Source organism: Terriglobia bacterium, assembly GCA_035712365.1.
Lineage (GTDB): Bacteria > Acidobacteriota > Terriglobia > UBA7540 > UBA7540 > SCRD01.
The window spans coordinates 84,548-102,062 of sequence record DASTAW010000038.1; the positions used below are offsets into that span (position 1 = coordinate 84,548).

The window sequence follows — 17,515 nt, forward strand, 5'->3', positions numbered from 1 at the left end:
AGCCATGGTTTTCGTGTTTTTTCTCCTGGTGATGGTTCTCTTTTTGTTGTTTATTCTTTGGCAGCGCCTGGACCGCAGCGCCAAAGCATGGAAAAGTCTTGCCGACCGGGTTTATGCCCTCGAGCAGGGAGCGCGCAAGCTTGAGTTGTTTTCTTCGCGTCTCAATGCGCCCGAGCAGCGCATCCACACAGATCTACCGGCCGGCCCCGCAGCGGTCAGCGCGCCTCAAGTATCGCAGCCTGAAACGATAGGAATACAATCGCCACTGGGTTCCTCGGCGCCCTTCCCGGCGCCACACGCTAAGAGCGAAGTCCCCCCATTGGGCGAGCCTGCCGCTCCGGGCGTTGCAGGTGCGGCTCCATATGGCAACCGGATACTCCAGCAAGCGCAGACCTCAAACGTGGGAAGCGATTCACCCGGGACCGCCCGGCCTCGAGGGGCATCGGTTGCGCCAGCCCTGGTTGTCTCACAACCGCCCCGGTCCCGCGTCCGGGAGTGGCTCAAGAAGGCCATCAATTATGAGGAAATGATCGGCGGGAACCTGTTCACTAAACTGGGCATTATTTTCCTGGTTCTCGGCCTCAGCCTGTTTGTTGCAACCCAGTGGCGCCACTTAGGGCCAGGGCTGCGGATTCTGATTGGATATCTTGCCAGCGGGCTCATGCTCGCGGCCGGGATGATCTTCGAACGCCGCGAAAAATGGCGCATCTTCGCGCGGGCCGGAATTGGAGGCGGCTGGGCGCTCCTGTACTTTGTAACCTACGCCATGCACCACGTTGTTGCGCCGCCCTTGATCTCCTCTGAGGCGATCGACCTGGTCCTGATGATCATGGTTGCAGCCGGCATGATATCGCATACGCTGAAGTACCGGTCTCAGGTGGTTACGGGTCTCGCTCTTCTGCTTGCTTTCACGACGGTCACCATCAGCCAGGTCAGCATTTACAGCCTCGTGGCCGGAGCGCTGCTGGCTATCGTCCTGGTGATCATCGTATGGCAGCTCGGGTGGTATGAACTGGAAATTTTCGGCATCGTTGCAGCTTTTCTGAACCATTACCTCTGGCTGCGCCCGATCATCGCGCGCGTGGGCGCGCATCACGTTTTTCCCGAATATACCGCCAGTTGCGCGCTGCTGATTTTTTACTGGGCTATTTTCAACGCTTCCTATATTGCCCGGCGAATCCGGGAGAGGCGTGAAGAAACCGTCTCCACGGTGGCTCTGCTGCTGAATATTGGCCTTTTCCTGGGCGTGATGGGTTATCAGTCAGTTGACCCGCCGCGCACCTTCCTGTTCTTCCTGTCAATCGGCGCGGCGGAATTGGCTCTGGGCCAGTTGAAGATCACGCGGCGCAGGCGCACCGCAACCGCTCTCCTCACGAGCGCCGGAGCCATTCTGCTGGTCGCGGCCTTCCCCAGTAAATTTTCCGGGCCACACCTCTCCGTGCTATGGCTGGCTGAAGCAGAGGCTTTCGTTCTGGCCGGCATTTTTGCGCGGGAAATCATATTTCGATGGCTTGGCCTGTTTGCGCTGGTGCTGACTGCCGTCCAAATGCTGATCGGCGAAGCGGCAAATGTCGCAGCTTCGCGCTGGGGCGATGGTCCTTTCCGGGCCGAGCCACGCCTGGCCGTGCTCTTTGGCTTCGCAGCAGTGATACTGTATGCCAATGCCCACTGGCTGACGCGGCGGTGGGGTGCGCTCATCCATGATGAACTTGAAGACTGGTTTTTTCACAGCCTTTCCTATCCAGCGGGCGTTCTGGCGCTCGCAACGATCTGGCTCGCGAGCCCGCGCGCATGGGTGTCGCCCTTGTGGGCGTTGCTGGCGCTGATCTTGCTTCTGGCAAGCCGGCGCTGGTCGATCTCTGAATTGCGGACCCAGGCGCACTCGATCGCTGCGATCGCATACATCCACGCCCTGTTCGTAAATTTACCTGTGGCGGCGCCGCACGATCACTGGTTACGGGCCGTCAGTGTGGCCTCGACCGCAGCGTTCCTTTATGCAGGATCGCGGTGGGCCGCGACGACGGAAGGCGCGCGAGGGCTTCCCTCGGTCTATCGGGCGGCGGCGTCTTCCCTTGTTGCTTTTCTGGCCTGGTATGAGCTGCGGCCGGAATACGTCGGACCGGCGTGGATCGGGTTTGCGCTCCTCCTGATGTTTCTGGGCAGGAGAGAGTCGCGTCGGGACCTTCAGGCGCAAGCGCATATTCTTTCCGCCGCGGGTCTCATGGGTCTGCTGACCGTCAATCTTGGTTTGGGCAGCTTCGGCCATTTCAACCCAGTGCAATTGCTGACCGTGGGAACGTCTGCCCTTGCGCTCTATCTTGGCTGCCGATGGGTTGAAAGCGCCGGCTCCACACGCTTTTTACGCCTTCCGGAAGCGTATTCGTGGTCAGCGTCAATCCTGCTTGCGCTGCTCGCGTGGCGGCAGCTTGAAGCGGTTGCAGTGGCCGTAGCGTGGACGGTACTTGGCTTGTTGCTGTTTGAAATCGGGTTTGCACGGCTGTCCATCCCCCTGCGCTCACAGGGATACGCTCTTTTTACGGCCGCCTTTGTCCGGATGTTGTTTTCCAATCTGAACGCTGCGGGAGCTTCCGGTAAACTGAGCCCGCGTTTGTACACGATGGTTCCCGTCGCGCTCGCTTATTTCTATGTCCACCGTCGCCTGAGCGACGGGCCGGAAGACCATTTGTGGCGCGGGCGGCTCAAGGCTTATGAATACCTTTGCTATCTGGGCGTCGCCACCGTTGCGATACTCGTGCGATTTGAGCTCCCTGAAGCCTGGGTAGCCGCTGCCTGGGCCGCCCTCGCCGCCGGCCTGCTCTGGATTGCCTGCATCACCGACAAGAAGCTCTTTCTTACTCAGGGATTGCTGATGGGCCTGGCGGCGGGTTACCGGGCGGTCCTATTCAATCTCTACCAGCACAGCTATTTCGGCGTAAGCGCGTGGCAAAGCCGGCCGTTGTCTGTGAGCGCCGCGGCGGCCCTGCTGCTGCTTGCGCTTATCTTTGCCTTCCGGCTTCGATCCGGAAAAGAAGCAGACTTGCGGGCAACGCGGACGTGGACCGGCCGCGTCTTCAGCTTTCTCTACAGGCGCCCGGAACAATTTTTCTTCCTCGCGCCCGTTGCCCTGATCGCGATGGTTCTAAGTCTGGACCTGCCCAGCCACCTGGTCACGTTCGCGTGGGGGCTGGAGGCGGTGGCGATAATTGTCTTCGCCCTTGCAGCGGGGGAGAGGAGCTACCGCCTGACAGGGCTGGCGCTGCTGCTGCTTTGCATCGGTAAAGTTGTGTTTGTGGACCTACCCCGCCTCTGGGGAACTTCCTACTTCTATTTGACGCTGATCGGTCTGGGAAGTTCACTCGTGCTCGTTTCCTATCTTTACACCCGCTACCGAGAAAAATTCAGGCGATATTTATGAAACGATGGATTGCGCTTTGCCTTATCATCCTCCTTGCCGCCGGAGCAGTAGTATTGAGCCAGAAGCAGAAGGGGGATGCTCCAGTGACCCCTGCGGGGCTGCTCCGCTGGGTGGCGGACGCAGAACGTGAATTCACGCGAGTTCCTGCTTCAGTCGTGCGCCTTACTGACGAACGCGAAATACAAATTGGCGATCGACTCGCCGCCGAGTACTCCGCCCGCTTTGGCCCCAAGGGTCCCGGTGACACGATCATGGCCGCTGACGTTCAGAAAGTGGGGTTGCGCCTGTCAGCCTACGCCCATCGAAAACTGCCCTACCGGTTTCACTACGTTTCCGATAACGATTTCATTAACTCATTTGCGCTGCCGGGCGGACACGTTTTCATCGGCAGGGGATTGATGCTGCTCATGGACAGCGAAGACGAACTTGCTGCCGTGCTGGGCCACGAAATCGAGCATATTGACCATTACCACTGTGCCGAACGGGCCCAGACCCAGGAGGCGTTGGGGAAAATTCCACTTGGTGGACTGATTGGAATTCCGATCGAGGTATTTGAAGCGGGCTATTCCAAGGACCAGGAGCTTGAGGCCGACCGCGAAGGCACACGCCTTGCCGTTCGGGCAGGGTACTCGCCGCTCGGCGCGATCCGCATGTTCGAGACGTTTGATGGCCTGGAACACGCGCCAGCGGGCCGTCCGCAATCGCCGCAGCAGGAGCTTTCCCGCGTGGCCGAACAAACGCTGCAAGGATATTTCAGGTCTCACCCCGCACCCTCGGAACGCATCGCGCAAATCAAACGAATGATTGCGGAGGAAAACTGGACGAACCTGCCGGCGCAGCGGGCCCTTCCGCACCGATAACTCAGCGGCCAGCGCTGGCAACTGGCAGTTCGCAATTCCAGAAGGGTAAACATCGGCGCGCCGGTGCGCTAGTAAGATAGGCTAGTTACAAAAACGCTCGATAAAATGGGACGCATGGGATTTTGTCCATATTCTCGTGTTGAAATTTTCATCCTTTTCATTTCAATCACTTATGAAAATTCCATCTCGCCGTGGATCGGGTCCAAATGAAAACTTGTTCAAAATACGCACAGCGGGTAAAAATTGCACTTGCTCATCGCAACCGGCTAGTGCCGCCTCCGCTTTCAGGGTAAGATAGAGACGGCAGCGTGCCATGCAGTCAACTGAACCCCCCATCCCGCGCATCCTCATTGCCGACGACCAGGTTGACGTGCTCGAGTCTCTGCGCCTGCTGCTCAAAAGCGAAGGCTATCAGATCGCAAGTGTCACCTCGCCCTCCGCGGTGCTTGCGTCCGTCGAGCAGTCGGACTTCAACTGCGTCCTGATGGACCTCAACTATGCGCGAGACACCACTTCCGGCCAGGAAGGACTCGACCTGCTGGCGCGGCTGCAGGCATTGGACAGCTCTCTGCCGGTGGTGGTGATGACGGCGTGGGGAAGTGTGGAAGTCGCCGTGGAAGCCATGCGCCGCGGCGCACGCGACTTCATCCAGAAGCCGTGGGACAACGCGCGACTGCTGGCCATTGTGCGCAGCCAGGTGGAACTGAGCCGCGCCTTGCGTGAAGGGCTGCGGCTGGAGTCCGAGAATCGTCTGCTGCGGCAGCGTTCGGCCCCGATGATCATCGCCAACTCACCGGCCATGCGCGCGGTTCTGGACCTCGTTCACCGCGTCGCGCCGTCGGACGCAAGTGTTCTCATCACCGGCGAGCACGGTTCCGGAAAGGAAGTCGTGGCGCGCGCCCTGCACGAATTTTCCAACCGCCCTAAGGGTCCCTTGATCACGGTCAACGCAGGCGGCATTCCGGAAGGCGTCTTCGAGAGCGAGCTTTTCGGGCACGTCAAGGGCGCCTTTACAGATGCCAAAGCCGACCGTGTCGGTTATTTCGAGCTGGCCTCGGGCGGCACGCTTTTTCTGGATGAGATTGGCAATGTGCCGCTCAGCCAGCAGGCCAAGCTGTTGCGTGCCATCGAGACCCGTGAAGTGAGCCGGGTGGGATCATCGAAAACCTATCATGTGGATGTGCGCTTTCTTGCGGCGACGAATGCCGATTTGAAGGACGAGGCCCTCGCCGGGCGGTTCCGGGAAGACCTGCTCTTCCGCATCAATACCATTGAGGTCCGCGTGCCGCCGCTGCGTGACAGGCGCGAAGACATACTTCCGCTGGCCCACAGCTTTCTCGGGCAGTTTGCATCGCGCTATAGCAAGAGCATAACCGGCTTCGATTACGCAGCCGAGCAGTCGCTCAATTCCTACTCATGGCCTGGAAACGTGCGCGAACTGAGTCACGCTGTGGAGCGCGCCGTACTGCTGGCGCCGGATTCCATTATCCGCGCGGCAGACCTCGGCCTCACCCAATCATTGCGCGGCGAAGTCCGGCTGGAAGAAATGCCTTTGGAAGATGTCGAACGCTTGCTGATTCACAAGTCGCTCGAACGTTACCGCGGCAACGTCAGCCGCGCAGCAGAAGCTTTGGGTCTCAGCCGCAGCGCCCTCTACCGGCGAATGGAGAGGTTCGGAATCAAGGCGGCCACGAGCGAAGAGGAAACAGCTCCCCGGCGCGACTGAAGAAGCTCAGGCAAACAGGACTGAGCACGCGGCAACCTGTCAGGATGATTGCGGATGGGATCGTACGCACATCGCGGCGCACCGCTGCCACCAAACGAAGTTGGGTCCGCCGATTCAACCATGGCAAACGCGTTGGCCGGGCAACCGGGACCAAAGGCCCGGCCCTCGAATGTGACACGCCGGAATCACAGATTCGGCTTCGTGCAGCGCGTGTTGGGACTCGCACTGCTAGCCGCAGTTCCTGCCCTGGCCCTGGCGCTTGCGCTGCTCTGGACGGGAAATTTCAGCAGCCAATTGCAGTGGACCCTTACCGTGTTCATCGCGCTGTTTTGGCTGGTTGTCGCGCTGGTGTTGCGGCACCAGATGGAAATGCCCCTGCGGACGCTCTCCAACCTGATCTCAACTTTGCGGGAAGGCGATTACTCGTTTCGGGCGCGCGGCTCCCAGGGTGACGATCCGCTAGCTGAAGTCATGCGGGAGGCGAATGCGCTCATCAACATTCTGCATGAGCAGCGCCTGGGGGCGATGGAAGCCACAACCCTGCTCCGCAAGGTGATGGAGGAAATTGATGTGGCCGTTTTTGCCTTCGGCCCGCGTGAGCGATTGGAACTGGTGAACCGCGCCGGAGAGAGGCTACTGGCTAAACCTGCGGAGCGCTTGCGCGGGATGACGGCCTCAGAACTGCGGCTCGAACACTGTCTGAAGGGCGACCCGCGCCGGATTGAGCGGACCCTGCAACTGTCTTTTCCGGGCGCCCAGGACGCCTCTGGCCGTTGGGGAATCAGCCGCAGCAGTTTCCGCCAGGGCGGGCTCCCCATGGAACTTCTGGTGATCACCGATCTTCGCCGGGCCCTGCGGGAAGAAGAGCTGCAGGCCTGGCAGCGCCTTGTGCGCGTGCTGGGCCACGAGATCAATAACTCGCTGGCTCCGATCAAATCAATTGCCGAAAGCCTGGAAAATCTGCTGGGGCGCGAGCAGCCTCCGCCCGACTGGAAAGAGGACGTCAGAAGCGGCCTGCAGGTGATCAGCGGCCGAGCCGAATCGCTCAGCCGTTTTACCCGCGCCTATGCCACCCTTGCCAAACTGCCCAAGCCCAAATTGCGGCCTGTCGAGGTCGATGCCTGGGTGCGGCGCGTGACGGCGATGGAAACGCGAGTTCCGGTCACCCTGGCCCCGGGCCCCGCGCTTACCGTTCGCGCTGACGCCGACCAGCTCGATCAATTGCTCATCAATCTCGTTCGGAATGCGGCGGAAGCGTCCCTCGACGCAGGGAGTGGAATCGGCGTCGGGTGGAAAAAGAACGGCGCCAGCCTCGAAGTATGGGTCGGAGACGAAGGACCGGGCATAGCCAACCCCGGCAACCTGTTTGTCCCGTTCTTCACCACCAAGCCCGGCGGCGCCGGCATCGGGCTCGTCCTCAGCCGCCAGATTGCGGAAGCGCACGGCGGAACGCTCACGCTCGAGAACCGTCCCGAGGGACGCGGCGCGACTGCCCGGCTGCTTCTTCCTCTCAGTGCGTAGCCCGCCATTTCTCTCCTGAAAGATGCTCTTGACAGAGCTGGCTCCCTGGCAGTAGAGTGCCTACATCCATATGGCGAAAAAGATCCGTTATCAGAACCGGATTGAGCTGCTGCAAGGCACCTTGGACATGCTGATTATGCGGACCCTGCAATGGGGGCCGCAGCACGGTTATGGCATCAGCCGGGCAATCCGCACAGGCTCAGATGACGTGCTCACCGTTGAAACCGGATCGCTTTATCCAGCGCTGCACCGTCTCGAAAAGCAGGGCTGGATTGCGGCCGAATGGAAGCTGAGTGAAAACAGGCAGCGGGCAAAATTTTACCGGCTGACTGCCGCAGGCCGGAAGCATCTGGTGAACGAGCAGTCGCGCTGGGAAGAATTTGTGAAGGCCGTAAGCGGCGTGATGAAACCGGCCGGAGAACAGCCGTGAAGTTTCGCTTGCACTTCAAGCGACGAAGGGAACGCGAACGGGAGCTGGATGAAGAGATACGCGCGCATCTGGCCATGGCCATCCGCGAGAGAATCGAGCAGGGCGAAGACCCCGCCGAAGCCGAGGCAAACGCCCGCCGCGAGTTCGGCAATGTTCTTCTGGTGAAAGAAATCACCCGCGACCAATGGGGCTGGCGCTGGCTCGAAACATTTCTGCAAGATGTTCGCTACGGCCTCCGACAGCTTCGGCGTAACCCTGGATTCACCACAATTGCAGTTCTCACCCTTGCCCTCGGCATCGGCGCCAATACTGCGATTTTCAGCGTCATTGACGCGACATTACTGCGTCCCCTGCCATATTCCGATCCCGCTCGGCTTGTTGATCTTTCAACATTCCATTTGAATGGGAACGCCACGGTCATAGCTCCGGACTTCAAGGTCTGGCAGAAGCAGAGCCAGATTCTCGACGGCATCGGCGCATTCGGCCTCGGCTTGGTGAGCGAATACGGCCCCAGTGTGAACCTGAGCGGTACAGGCGGGCCCGACCGGGTGACGGCGGTGCCGGTGACGGTCGGGTTTTTCCGCATGCTTGGGGTGCGACCCATCCTCGGCCGAGAATTCACCAGTGACGAGGGGCAGGCAGGGCACAACCAGGTTGCGTTACTCGGGGCAGCCGTGTGGAAGCGAGACTTTGGAGGCGCTCGGGGCATCCTGAATACAACAATCCGATTGGACGGTACTCCGTACACGGTCATCGGAGTCATGCCGGCCGGCCTACTCTACCCGCCCGGGGATATCTGGGTCCCGGAAGTGCTGGACAATTCAAATTCGCTTCCCCAGAGCGCCGACTGGCCTATGCTAACCGTTATCGGGCGGCTGAAGTCAGGCGTGGGCCTCACGGAAGCGGAATCGGTTCTCCAAGTCGTTTCAGACCGGCTCAGTCCTGAATTCTCACCCGGCCGAAGGCTGGCGCGTAGGCGTTGGCGCGTTCAGGTGGTCCCGCTCCACCAGTTGCTGGTCGGCGATGCACAGCATCTATTATTGATTCTCCTCGCGGCGGTCGGCTTCGTTCTGCTGATCGCGTGCGCGAATCTTGCCAATTTGCTTCTCGCACGCGCGGCCGCGCGCAAGAAAGAGATGACAATAAGGGCGGCGCTGGGAGCGGGGCGCTTGCGGCTTGTGCGGCAGGCGCTCACTGAAAGCCTTTTGCTGGCCATCCCGGGGGCGTGCGTCGGGCTTGGCGCTGGGCTGTGGGCCGAGAAGAAAGCGTTGACGCCGCTGGTCCCGCCTGAGCTTCCCTCAGCGATTGGCCTCGATTACAGGATTCTGGTTTTCGTGATTCTTATCTCGGCCAGCGCAGTGATCTTCTTCGGCTTGATTCCCTCCCTCATTTCGTCGCGAATCGACCTGAACGAAGCCTTAAAAGAGGGCGGAGAGCAAACCGGTCAGGGGCGTGGCACACAGCGCCTACGCGGTCTCCTGGTCATGGGTGAAACAGCGCTCGCTCTAATCCTGCTGGCGGGCGCTGGCTTACTGGCCCGCAGTTTGCTCCAACTCACCGGGGAAAAGCTTGGGTTTAATCCCGACAAACTCTTAATAGCCGATGCATGGCTTCCGGCAACCCTCATAGACCAGCCACAGCGCCAAGCCAACTTCTTCCAGGAGGTCCTGGAGCGATTGCGTGCTACACCAGGAGTCGAAAGCGCCGCCGCGACGACACACTACCCGGTGAGCATCTTCAACGCGCTGGCAAACGGCGTAGAGGCGACAGGCGGAAGATCGTCTGTCCGCGGCAAGCCGTTCTCGCTCGCTTACATCAGCCCAAGTTATTTCCAAACCATGGAGATTCCGTTGCTCAAGGGCCGGCCCTTCAACGGCCAGGACGCGCCGGGACGCCGCGATGTTGCCATCCTCAGCCAGTCGGCCGCTCAGCGCATCTTTGGCAATCAGGAGGCCGTGGGCAAGGAGATCAGCTTCAGCGGCCCCAAAGCCTCACGGATGACAGTCGTAGGCGTGGTCGCGGACACCAGGAATTACACGCTCGAGCGCCAGCCTTGGCCCGAAATTTTCATGCCTTTTCAGCAACAGCCGTCCCCCTTCATGACATTCGTGGTGCGTACTAAGGGCAAGCCCTTGCAGGTCGCGGCAAGCCTGAAACAGGCAGTCCAGGATGTGGACCAGAATCAGCCCGTGTCAAATATTCAGACCATGGACGACGTTATAGGGAAATTTGTCGCGCCGCGCCGTTTCAAGCTAGTCCTGGTAGGGATCTTCGCGATATTGGCGCTGGTGCTCAGCGCGGTCGGGCTTTATGGCATCGTTTCCTACTCGGTTGCCGAACGGACGCACGAAATCGGAGTCCGGATGGCATTAGGGGCGCAAAAGGGAGATGTTCTCCAAATGGTCATACGGGAAGGCCTCACGCCAGCCCTGCTCGGCGTCGCCGTTGGTGTTGTGGGTGCACTCGCGCTCACGCGCTTCTTGTCGAGCCTGCTTTATGGCGTCGCGCCCACAGATCCGCTGACATTCGTCGCCGTCTCACTCATCCTGATCGCCGTGGCGCTGGCGGCCTGCTACATCCCAGCCCGTCGCGCCACGAAAGTTGATCCTATGGTGGCGCTCAGATACGAATAGGGCAGTGGTAAGTGAGTAGTGGTTAGTGACAAGCAACAACCGAAACATGGGTGTGAGATAGCGGCGGGTTTATCCCGCCATCGTTAACTGCGGATTTACGATCAGAGAGGCGGTCGCCATGCGACGGACACGAGCAACGTTGATTCGTTTTAGTGGCTTTCTCCGCCGGCGGCGCGAGCGGGAGCTGGACGAAGAACTCCGAGCGCATCTGGCCATGGCCGTCCGCGAGCGGATCGAGCAGGGCGAAGACCCTGCCGCAGCCGAAGCAAACGCGCGGCGCGAGTTCGGCAACGTCCCTCTGGTGAAAGACGTCACGCGCGACCAGTGGGGCTGGGGCTGGCTCGAAACCTTGCTGCAGGATGTGCACTACGGCGTCCGCCAACTCCGCCGCAACCCGGGATTCAGCCTGGCGGCGATTGCCATTGCGGCGCTGGGGATTGCAGCCACCTGTGTTGTCTTCAGCTTTGCAGAAGCGGCGATATTCGGCGCCTTACCTTACGAGAACTCTTCGGGCCTGGTGGAAGTTGGCATGACCGACCTGAAGAACTATCCTGGCTGGAGTGGGGTTCCGGTTCCGGCCTTTTTAAGCTGGCGCGACCACGCCGGCAGCATTGGACAGTTTGTAGCCAAGGGTTCGCGTTTCAACAGCAAGACACTGGTTGGCGGCGCTGAGCCGGTTCAGGTGTTCGACAACCAGATCTCCGAAGGAACTTTTCAGTTGCTGGGCGCGCGGCCGCTCATGGGCCGGGATTTCACGTCACACGACTACAATTCCGGTGGAAGTCGTGCAGCTATCCTGAGCTATCCACTGTGGCAGCAACTGTTCAACGGCCGTTCTGACGCCATCGGCAGATCGATCACGCTGGATGGCGTTGGATACATCATCCTGGGAATCATGCCGCCCGGCTTTCAGCTTCCCGAGTCTTCTGCGGCGTTGCAGCCGGCCTGCTGGACTCCGCTGATCTTCGACGCAAAACAGAAGTCTGACACTGGAAATTTTTCCCTGACCGTCTGGTCGCGATTGAGGCCGGGAATTTCCAGCGAGAAGGCCCTGGCGGCGCTGAGTGTATCAGCTCTTCAGGTTGTGAACCCGACGGGCGCGCGCAAAAAATCGGACTGGCGCATTCAGGTGACGCCGTTGATGGACAAGTTGATCGACCACTGGCGGTCGATTCTGATCTTCCTCTTCGGCGCCGCAGGATTTCTCCTGGCCATCGCCTGCGCCAACGTGGCCAATCTGCTGATGGCACGGGCCAGCACACGTCAGAAGGAGATTGCCGTCCGTACGGCCATCGGCGCAAGCCGCGCGCGTGTGATTCGCCAACTGCTGACCGAATGCCTAATCCTGAGTGGGGTTGCGGGCGCAGTAGGAATTCTGCTGGCGCACTGGGGAATTGGGCTGGTACGCGGGCTGCTGCCCCGTGCGCTCGACACAGCCAACTTCCAGCAGATGGGTCTTGATCCGCGAACCCTGGCGGCCACAGTGGCCGTATCAGTGGCGGTGGGGGTTGTTTTCGGCCTCGCGCCTGCTTTCCAAGCTTCGAAGGTTGATCTGGTCGAGTCACTTAAAGAAAGGCGCGCGAACGCGGTCCCGCGTAGAGGGCGGTGGAACCCACAGAGTGTGCTCGTCGTCGCTGAGGTCGCGCTGTCGTTAATTCTGCTGACGGGAGCGGCATTGATGTTGCGCAGTTTCCTGAAACTTGAGGGCGTTGAGCCCGGATTCAATCCACAGGAGACGTTGACCATGCGCGTGCTGCTGCCTAAATACCGCTACCCCAAACTCGAGGATCAGATCGAAGCATACCAACAAGTTCTCCGAAAGGTTAATGCGCTGCCAGGGATCCAATCGGCCGCTCTTGTAAGTCCGCTTCCTCTGGTTGGATTTCATAGCACGGTTGTGATGGCCGCGCAGCCCGGAATGTCGAACATCCCTGAGAACGGCAGTATTGGTAGCGATTTTCACGCGGTGAGTCCGGGATACTTCAAAACGATGGGTATTTCCCTGTTGCGCGGCCGCTTCTTTACGGACCAGGATACCCAGGATTCGGAGGGAGTTGCTATTGTTGACAAGGCTTTCGTGGACCGCTACTGGCCGGGTCAGAATCCCGTGGGAAAGCTATTTTATCCCGCCTATCCGAAGACGACTCCGGCGGTGCGCGTGGTCGGCGAAGTGGACGGCGTGAGAGACCTGGCGCTGGCGGACAAGCCGCGCCCGGAATTGTACAATCCCTTCACGCAATACTTTCTGGCCGCGTTCGCAGGGACGCTGGTTGTGAAGACTAGCACACCGGCAAGCGCGTCAGTTGAGATGGAAAGGGTCATCCATTCGGTTGACCCTGAGGCGCCTATCTCCCAGATCGAAACAATGCAGGAGGTGCTCGGGAAGAGCGTCGCGGAGAAACGCTTGTACCTGACCTTGGTGGGCGTTTTTGCCGTGCTCGCATTGTTGCTGGCCGCCGCCGGCATTGCCGGGACGGTTTCCTATGCCGTCAGCCGGCGAAAGCACGAGGTGGGGATCCGTATGGCGCTGGGCGCCCGGCGCTCGCATGTGCTCTCAATGATATTGGGCCAGTTCGCAGCGCTTGTGGCGGTGGGGATTGCGCTTGGAGTGGCGGGGTCGCTGGTGCTTACGCGATTCATCGCCAGCCAGCTTTACGGTGTAAGTCCCACCGATCCGGCTACGTTTATTGCCGTCTCGATGCTTCTGACTGCTGTGGCGCTCGTGGCTTGTTACATCCCAGCTCGCCGGGCGGCAAAGGTCGATCCCATGGTGGCGCTGAGATACGAGTGAGGCAGTGGTAAGTGGTAAGTGATGAGTGCCGAGTGAAGAGCAAAAACGGAGGCACGCTGTAGCGGCGCGTTTACCGCGCCATCGCCCATCTGGCGGCGTAAAGCCGCCGCTACAGAAGGGCGTCGGCCGTCGCAAACCGACCCACTGGTGGCGCTACGGCATGGGCAGTGGATAGTGGATGGTGGTTCGTGATGGGCGATTACAAACTCTGAAGATGAGCGCGGAGACAGCGAGGCAATGGCAGAGTTATTCCCGATATTCCTGAAACTGAACGGACGGAAGGCTCTGGTGGTAGGCGGAGGGAAAATGGCCGCCGTGCGCGTGAGGCAGTTGATCAGCGCGGGGGCCAGGGTCACGGTCGTTTCGCCGAAGGCCGGAAGCGAAATCGAGAGGCTGGCTAAGGCAAAATCGCTGGTTCTCGTCCGCCGGGGATTTAAGCGGACTGACCTCAGCCGACGCTACTTTATCGTGATCGCGGCAACCAATGACCTCAAAACCCAGCAGGCTGTTTTTGAGGCGGCGGAGCGCCTTGGCGTCCTTTGCAATGTTGTGGACAAACCGGACTCCTGCAACTTTTATATGCCGGCAATTGTCCAGCGCGGCGACCTGAAAATTGCCATCAGCACAAGCGGACGGAGTCCCGCGCTGGCTGCAAAGCTCCGGCGATACATCGAGGAAGCCGTACCGGAAAACGCTGCCGATTTGACTGAGATAGTGGGCCGCCTGCGCTCGAAACTGCGGCTGGAGATCCCCGGCGACCTGGCTACCCAGAAGAAGCTGGTGGACGAGTTCGTCGAGACGGCACTGAAGAAGAGGCGCGTCCGGCAGGGTCTGCGGGCGAGGTTTTTCTAGCGCCCCAGGCTGGCCGGCATGGGGCTAATCACCCCCGGTGGCCTGCGCCTCAGCGGCAGACGGCGGGTCCAAAATCGGCGCCCCGCGTCCTCCGCTCGTCTGCAAATTTTCCTATCTGACGAGTATTCCTTTCGCACTCCTTAGTTTCAGTTTTTCCATGGCCTGTACATATGTTGCTGATTCTAATAGACCTGACCCAAAGTACAGGCATGGAACTCAACGTGCGAAACGTAGGGAGGGGAAAGCCCTGCCAGCCTGGTTAAAATAACTCCACATACCGGAGTTGTCTCTGGCAGGGCCCGGAGGAGGGTCTATGGGTCCAGTTAAAGAGAAGTGGAGCGTAGAGTACGCACACCCAGAGTACACGCCACCGATTGATGACACTGAAATACATTCTTCAGGGGAGTGGGACGGTGATCAGTCCATCGATTCGGTGGTCTCTCACAGACGGGGGACGGCAGGTTTGTGGACCGCGCTGGCGGTCCTTGCGGTGGCGCTGGCCGTTATGGCGGCCTATGGCTATTCTGTGATCAGCCAGCATAACTCCGAGCTTTCGGGGTTGTCCGGGCGCATGGGAGCGATTGGGGAGCTTCGCGCGCGGGCGGCCAAAGTTGAGGAAGGCTTCAACGATTGGCGTGCCAAACAAGCAGGTTTGGCCGCCCAGATTCAGAAGATGGATGCTGATTGGCGGTCCGGGTTGGACGATGCCCGCCAGCGCGCAGCCGCGATGGTGGGGAGTGCCGCTCAAAAAGAGAACAGGGATCTGAATCTGCGCACAGCCGCGCTGAACGCCCATATCAACGAGATCATTTCGCAGCAGCAGGCGCAACAGGTCCAAGTCGCGCAGCTTGAAAGTGAGCTGGCGAATACACGTCAGGAGTTGGCCGCCACCCGAGCAGCTTACAACCGCGAACTTGCGGACGTCCGCCAGCAGCAGGTGGTAAGCCAGCAGGCAGTTGCGTCCCTCGATAATCAGCTCTCAACGAGCCTGGTGGATTTCGAAGTCGCGAAGAACCGCGACGAGGAGATTGTGCAAGGAGTGTCCGTACACCTGGGCGGGACGGACCTCGCACATCAAAAGTTCCGCGGGTGGATCTGGCTTGCCGGAAGCGGGCGCAGGATATGGGTCCATGACCAGCCGGCGGCGCTTCCCGTTACGTTTTACCCCAAACCCGACGGGCTGGCGTATGAATTAGTCGTAACGAAGGTGAAGTCGAACGAAATTGCCGGCTATCTCCTCGTGCCGAGCATCTCAAACACCCAGCAGGCAAATGTCGCTTCCAACGGTAAGCCCATGAGCAGGTTGGGGGAAGGGGGGTTTTAGCGCAATATAAATAAAGGACCGCAATATACCTGCCAAATCGCCGTTCTTCTGGCCATCCTAAAAGCCGAATACTGAAAAACTTGGAGTGGAAGTGTGGAATTTCTCCCTTGAGCCTTCCCTTTGACCCAGAAGGTTGTACAATGTAACGCGGCGCGGGGGACTGCCAACCTCGCTGTGTGGAACAACCATCGGACGCTCCCCCCGGATGTCGTGGATTTAGCATCCGGAGTGCGGGTCCCGAGGACTTGGAGAGGTACTGAAGGTTTTCAGGGCATTGGGTACAGAGGTTCGAACCGCTAAGCATTTTCTTTCCCGGTACTTCCGATACATCGCCGTCGTCGGGGGCGGGTCCCGCACCTCAAGGATCATCAGTGCAGTCGCGCTGGCCTTCGCGCTGATACCCAGCGTAGGCGTACGGGCCGCGGCTGCCACGGCGCCCGCTGAGGAGGTCCACCCTCTCCGCAGGATTGACAATGACCTGCTGGATGATATTTCACGCCGTTCCTTCCGCTATTTCTGGCAAAACACTGATCCTCGAACTGGACTGATCCTGGACCGCGCGCGCTTTGACGGCAGGCCCGAAGAGGAGTCCTGGCGTAAAAACGTCGCGAGTATTGCCGCAACGGGTTTTGGCTTGACGGCATACTGCATCGCCGCCGATCATCGCTGGATAAGCCCCGATCGGGCCAGCTATCGCATCCGCACGGCTTTGCGTTTCTTTGCCTATCACGCTCAGCAGAAACATGGGTGGTTTTACCATTTCCTTGACGCCACCACAGGGAAAAGGGCATGGAAAAGTGAGGTTTCATCAATCGACACCGCGCTGCTGCTGTCGGGAATTCTGACCGCGAGGCAGGCCTTTCCTGATGATCCCGAAATCGTCCGGCTGGCGAACTTGATTTATCACCGTGTGGATTTCCCGTGGATGCTTGACGGCGACCCCTTAATACTATCGCACGGCTGGAAACCGGAGACAGGCTTCCTCCCGTACGGCTGGGACACGTACAGCGAAGCGGGGATCCTCTACGCATTGGCGATTGGGTCGCCGACGCACCCCATTCCTCCAGACTCCTGGTTCGGCTGGAAGCTTCCGATTGTTCACGCTGGTGGCTATGCCTATATCGGCGGAGGCCCTCTTTTTATTCAGCAATATTCTCAGGCATGGCTGGACCTCAGGAACCGCAGCTACAGGGAGGTTCCGGTGGAAGATCGGGTCGTTCCGCGCGTGAACGTCCTCGAAAATGCGATAGTGGCCACGCGGGCCCAGCAGGCACTGGGGATTGATCTCTCACAACGGTACCGCGGGTATTCGTCGAGAGTATGGGGCATCACGGCGTCTGACAGCGCGAAGGGCTATGTCGCGTGGGGAGGCTCAGCCAACGATTCCCGAATCGATGGCACAGTTGTTCCCAGCGCCGCCGCCGGCTCCGCCATGTTTGCTCCTGACATCTGCATTCCTGCATTGCGGGCCATGCTGCTGCAATATGGCCGGAAGGTTTATGGACGATACGGCTTTGCCGATGCGTTCAATCCCACGACGGGATGGGTCAGCCGCTACGTCATCGGGATCGACGTCGGCATCACGCTTCTCAGCGCTGAAGACCTGCGCACGGGAAACGTGTGGCGATGGTTCATGGGCAACGCTGACGTTGAACGGGCCCTGGACATGATCGGGCTTGTGCCGGACCCGCCGGTTGAGGGGCGGCAACTGAGCAAAGCGATCGCTGATACCCGGGAAGGGACTGCCGACCCGCAGAAGCGAACGCCACCCACGAACGCAGACGTGGATGCAGAAATCCGTGTAGGCACCCGGCACCAGATCCCCGCTTCGGCGTTTAAATTCAAGATTCCTATCCCTCCACGGCAAACAGAATAAGGTCTGTGTTCACCTCAGAATAGCCGATAGCCGGGCTACGCGTCCGCCAGGGGTTGGAGGCCGGTTCTCCAGTCGAGGTTCTCTACA

The 17,515-nt window shown here is 59.8% G+C and carries 10 protein-coding genes; all 10 read left to right on the forward strand.

Annotation, left to right across the window (positions count from 1 at the left end):
- Positions 1 to 4 precede the first annotated feature (4 nt).
- The 10 genes from VFQ24_11180 to VFQ24_11225 all read left to right on the forward strand — a co-directional run bounded on the left by VFQ24_11180 (position 5) and on the right by VFQ24_11225 (position 17,428).
- The gene (locus VFQ24_11180; GenBank protein HET9178908.1) at positions 5 to 3,415 is read left to right on the forward strand and encodes a DUF2339 domain-containing protein; all 3,411 of its coding nucleotides are present in this window, start codon (positions 5 to 7) and stop codon (positions 3,413 to 3,415) included.
- On the forward strand, positions 3,412 to 4,275 hold the full coding sequence (locus tag VFQ24_11185; protein ID HET9178909.1) for a M48 family metalloprotease: 864 nt from the start codon (positions 3,412 to 3,414) through the stop codon (positions 4,273 to 4,275). The genes VFQ24_11180 and VFQ24_11185 overlap by 4 nt, the downstream gene beginning before the upstream one ends.
- Before the next feature lie 313 nt (positions 4,276 to 4,588).
- Positions 4,589 to 6,001, forward strand: a complete 1,413-nt coding sequence (locus tag VFQ24_11190) for a sigma-54 dependent transcriptional regulator (protein HET9178910.1) — start codon at positions 4,589 to 4,591, stop codon at positions 5,999 to 6,001.
- A gap of 54 nt (positions 6,002 to 6,055) precedes the next feature.
- Positions 6,056 to 7,522, forward strand: a complete 1,467-nt coding sequence (locus VFQ24_11195) for an ATP-binding protein (GenBank protein HET9178911.1) — start codon at positions 6,056 to 6,058, stop codon at positions 7,520 to 7,522.
- Between the two features lie 70 nt (positions 7,523 to 7,592).
- The gene (locus VFQ24_11200) at positions 7,593 to 7,952 is read left to right on the forward strand and encodes a PadR family transcriptional regulator (GenBank protein HET9178912.1); all 360 of its coding nucleotides are present in this window, start codon (positions 7,593 to 7,595) and stop codon (positions 7,950 to 7,952) included.
- The gene (locus VFQ24_11205) at positions 7,949 to 10,585 is read left to right on the forward strand and encodes an ABC transporter permease (protein HET9178913.1); all 2,637 of its coding nucleotides are present in this window, start codon (positions 7,949 to 7,951) and stop codon (positions 10,583 to 10,585) included. Before VFQ24_11200 ends, VFQ24_11205 begins: the two co-directional genes overlap by 4 nt.
- 118 nt (positions 10,586 to 10,703) lie before the next feature.
- Complete coding sequence (locus VFQ24_11210) at positions 10,704 to 13,376, forward strand: ABC transporter permease (GenBank protein ID HET9178914.1); 2,673 nt, start codon at positions 10,704 to 10,706, stop codon at positions 13,374 to 13,376.
- A 237-nt stretch (positions 13,377 to 13,613) separates the two neighbouring features.
- On the forward strand, positions 13,614 to 14,228 hold the full coding sequence (locus VFQ24_11215) for a bifunctional precorrin-2 dehydrogenase/sirohydrochlorin ferrochelatase (GenBank protein HET9178915.1): 615 nt from the start codon (positions 13,614 to 13,616) through the stop codon (positions 14,226 to 14,228).
- 313 nt (positions 14,229 to 14,541) lie between these two features.
- Positions 14,542 to 15,552, forward strand: coding sequence for a hypothetical protein (locus VFQ24_11220; protein HET9178916.1), 1,011 nt, complete (start codon positions 14,542 to 14,544; stop codon positions 15,550 to 15,552).
- 274 nt (positions 15,553 to 15,826) lie between these two features.
- Complete coding sequence (locus VFQ24_11225; GenBank protein HET9178917.1) at positions 15,827 to 17,428, forward strand: glucoamylase family protein; 1,602 nt, start codon at positions 15,827 to 15,829, stop codon at positions 17,426 to 17,428.
- Positions 17,429 to 17,515 lie beyond the last annotated feature (87 nt).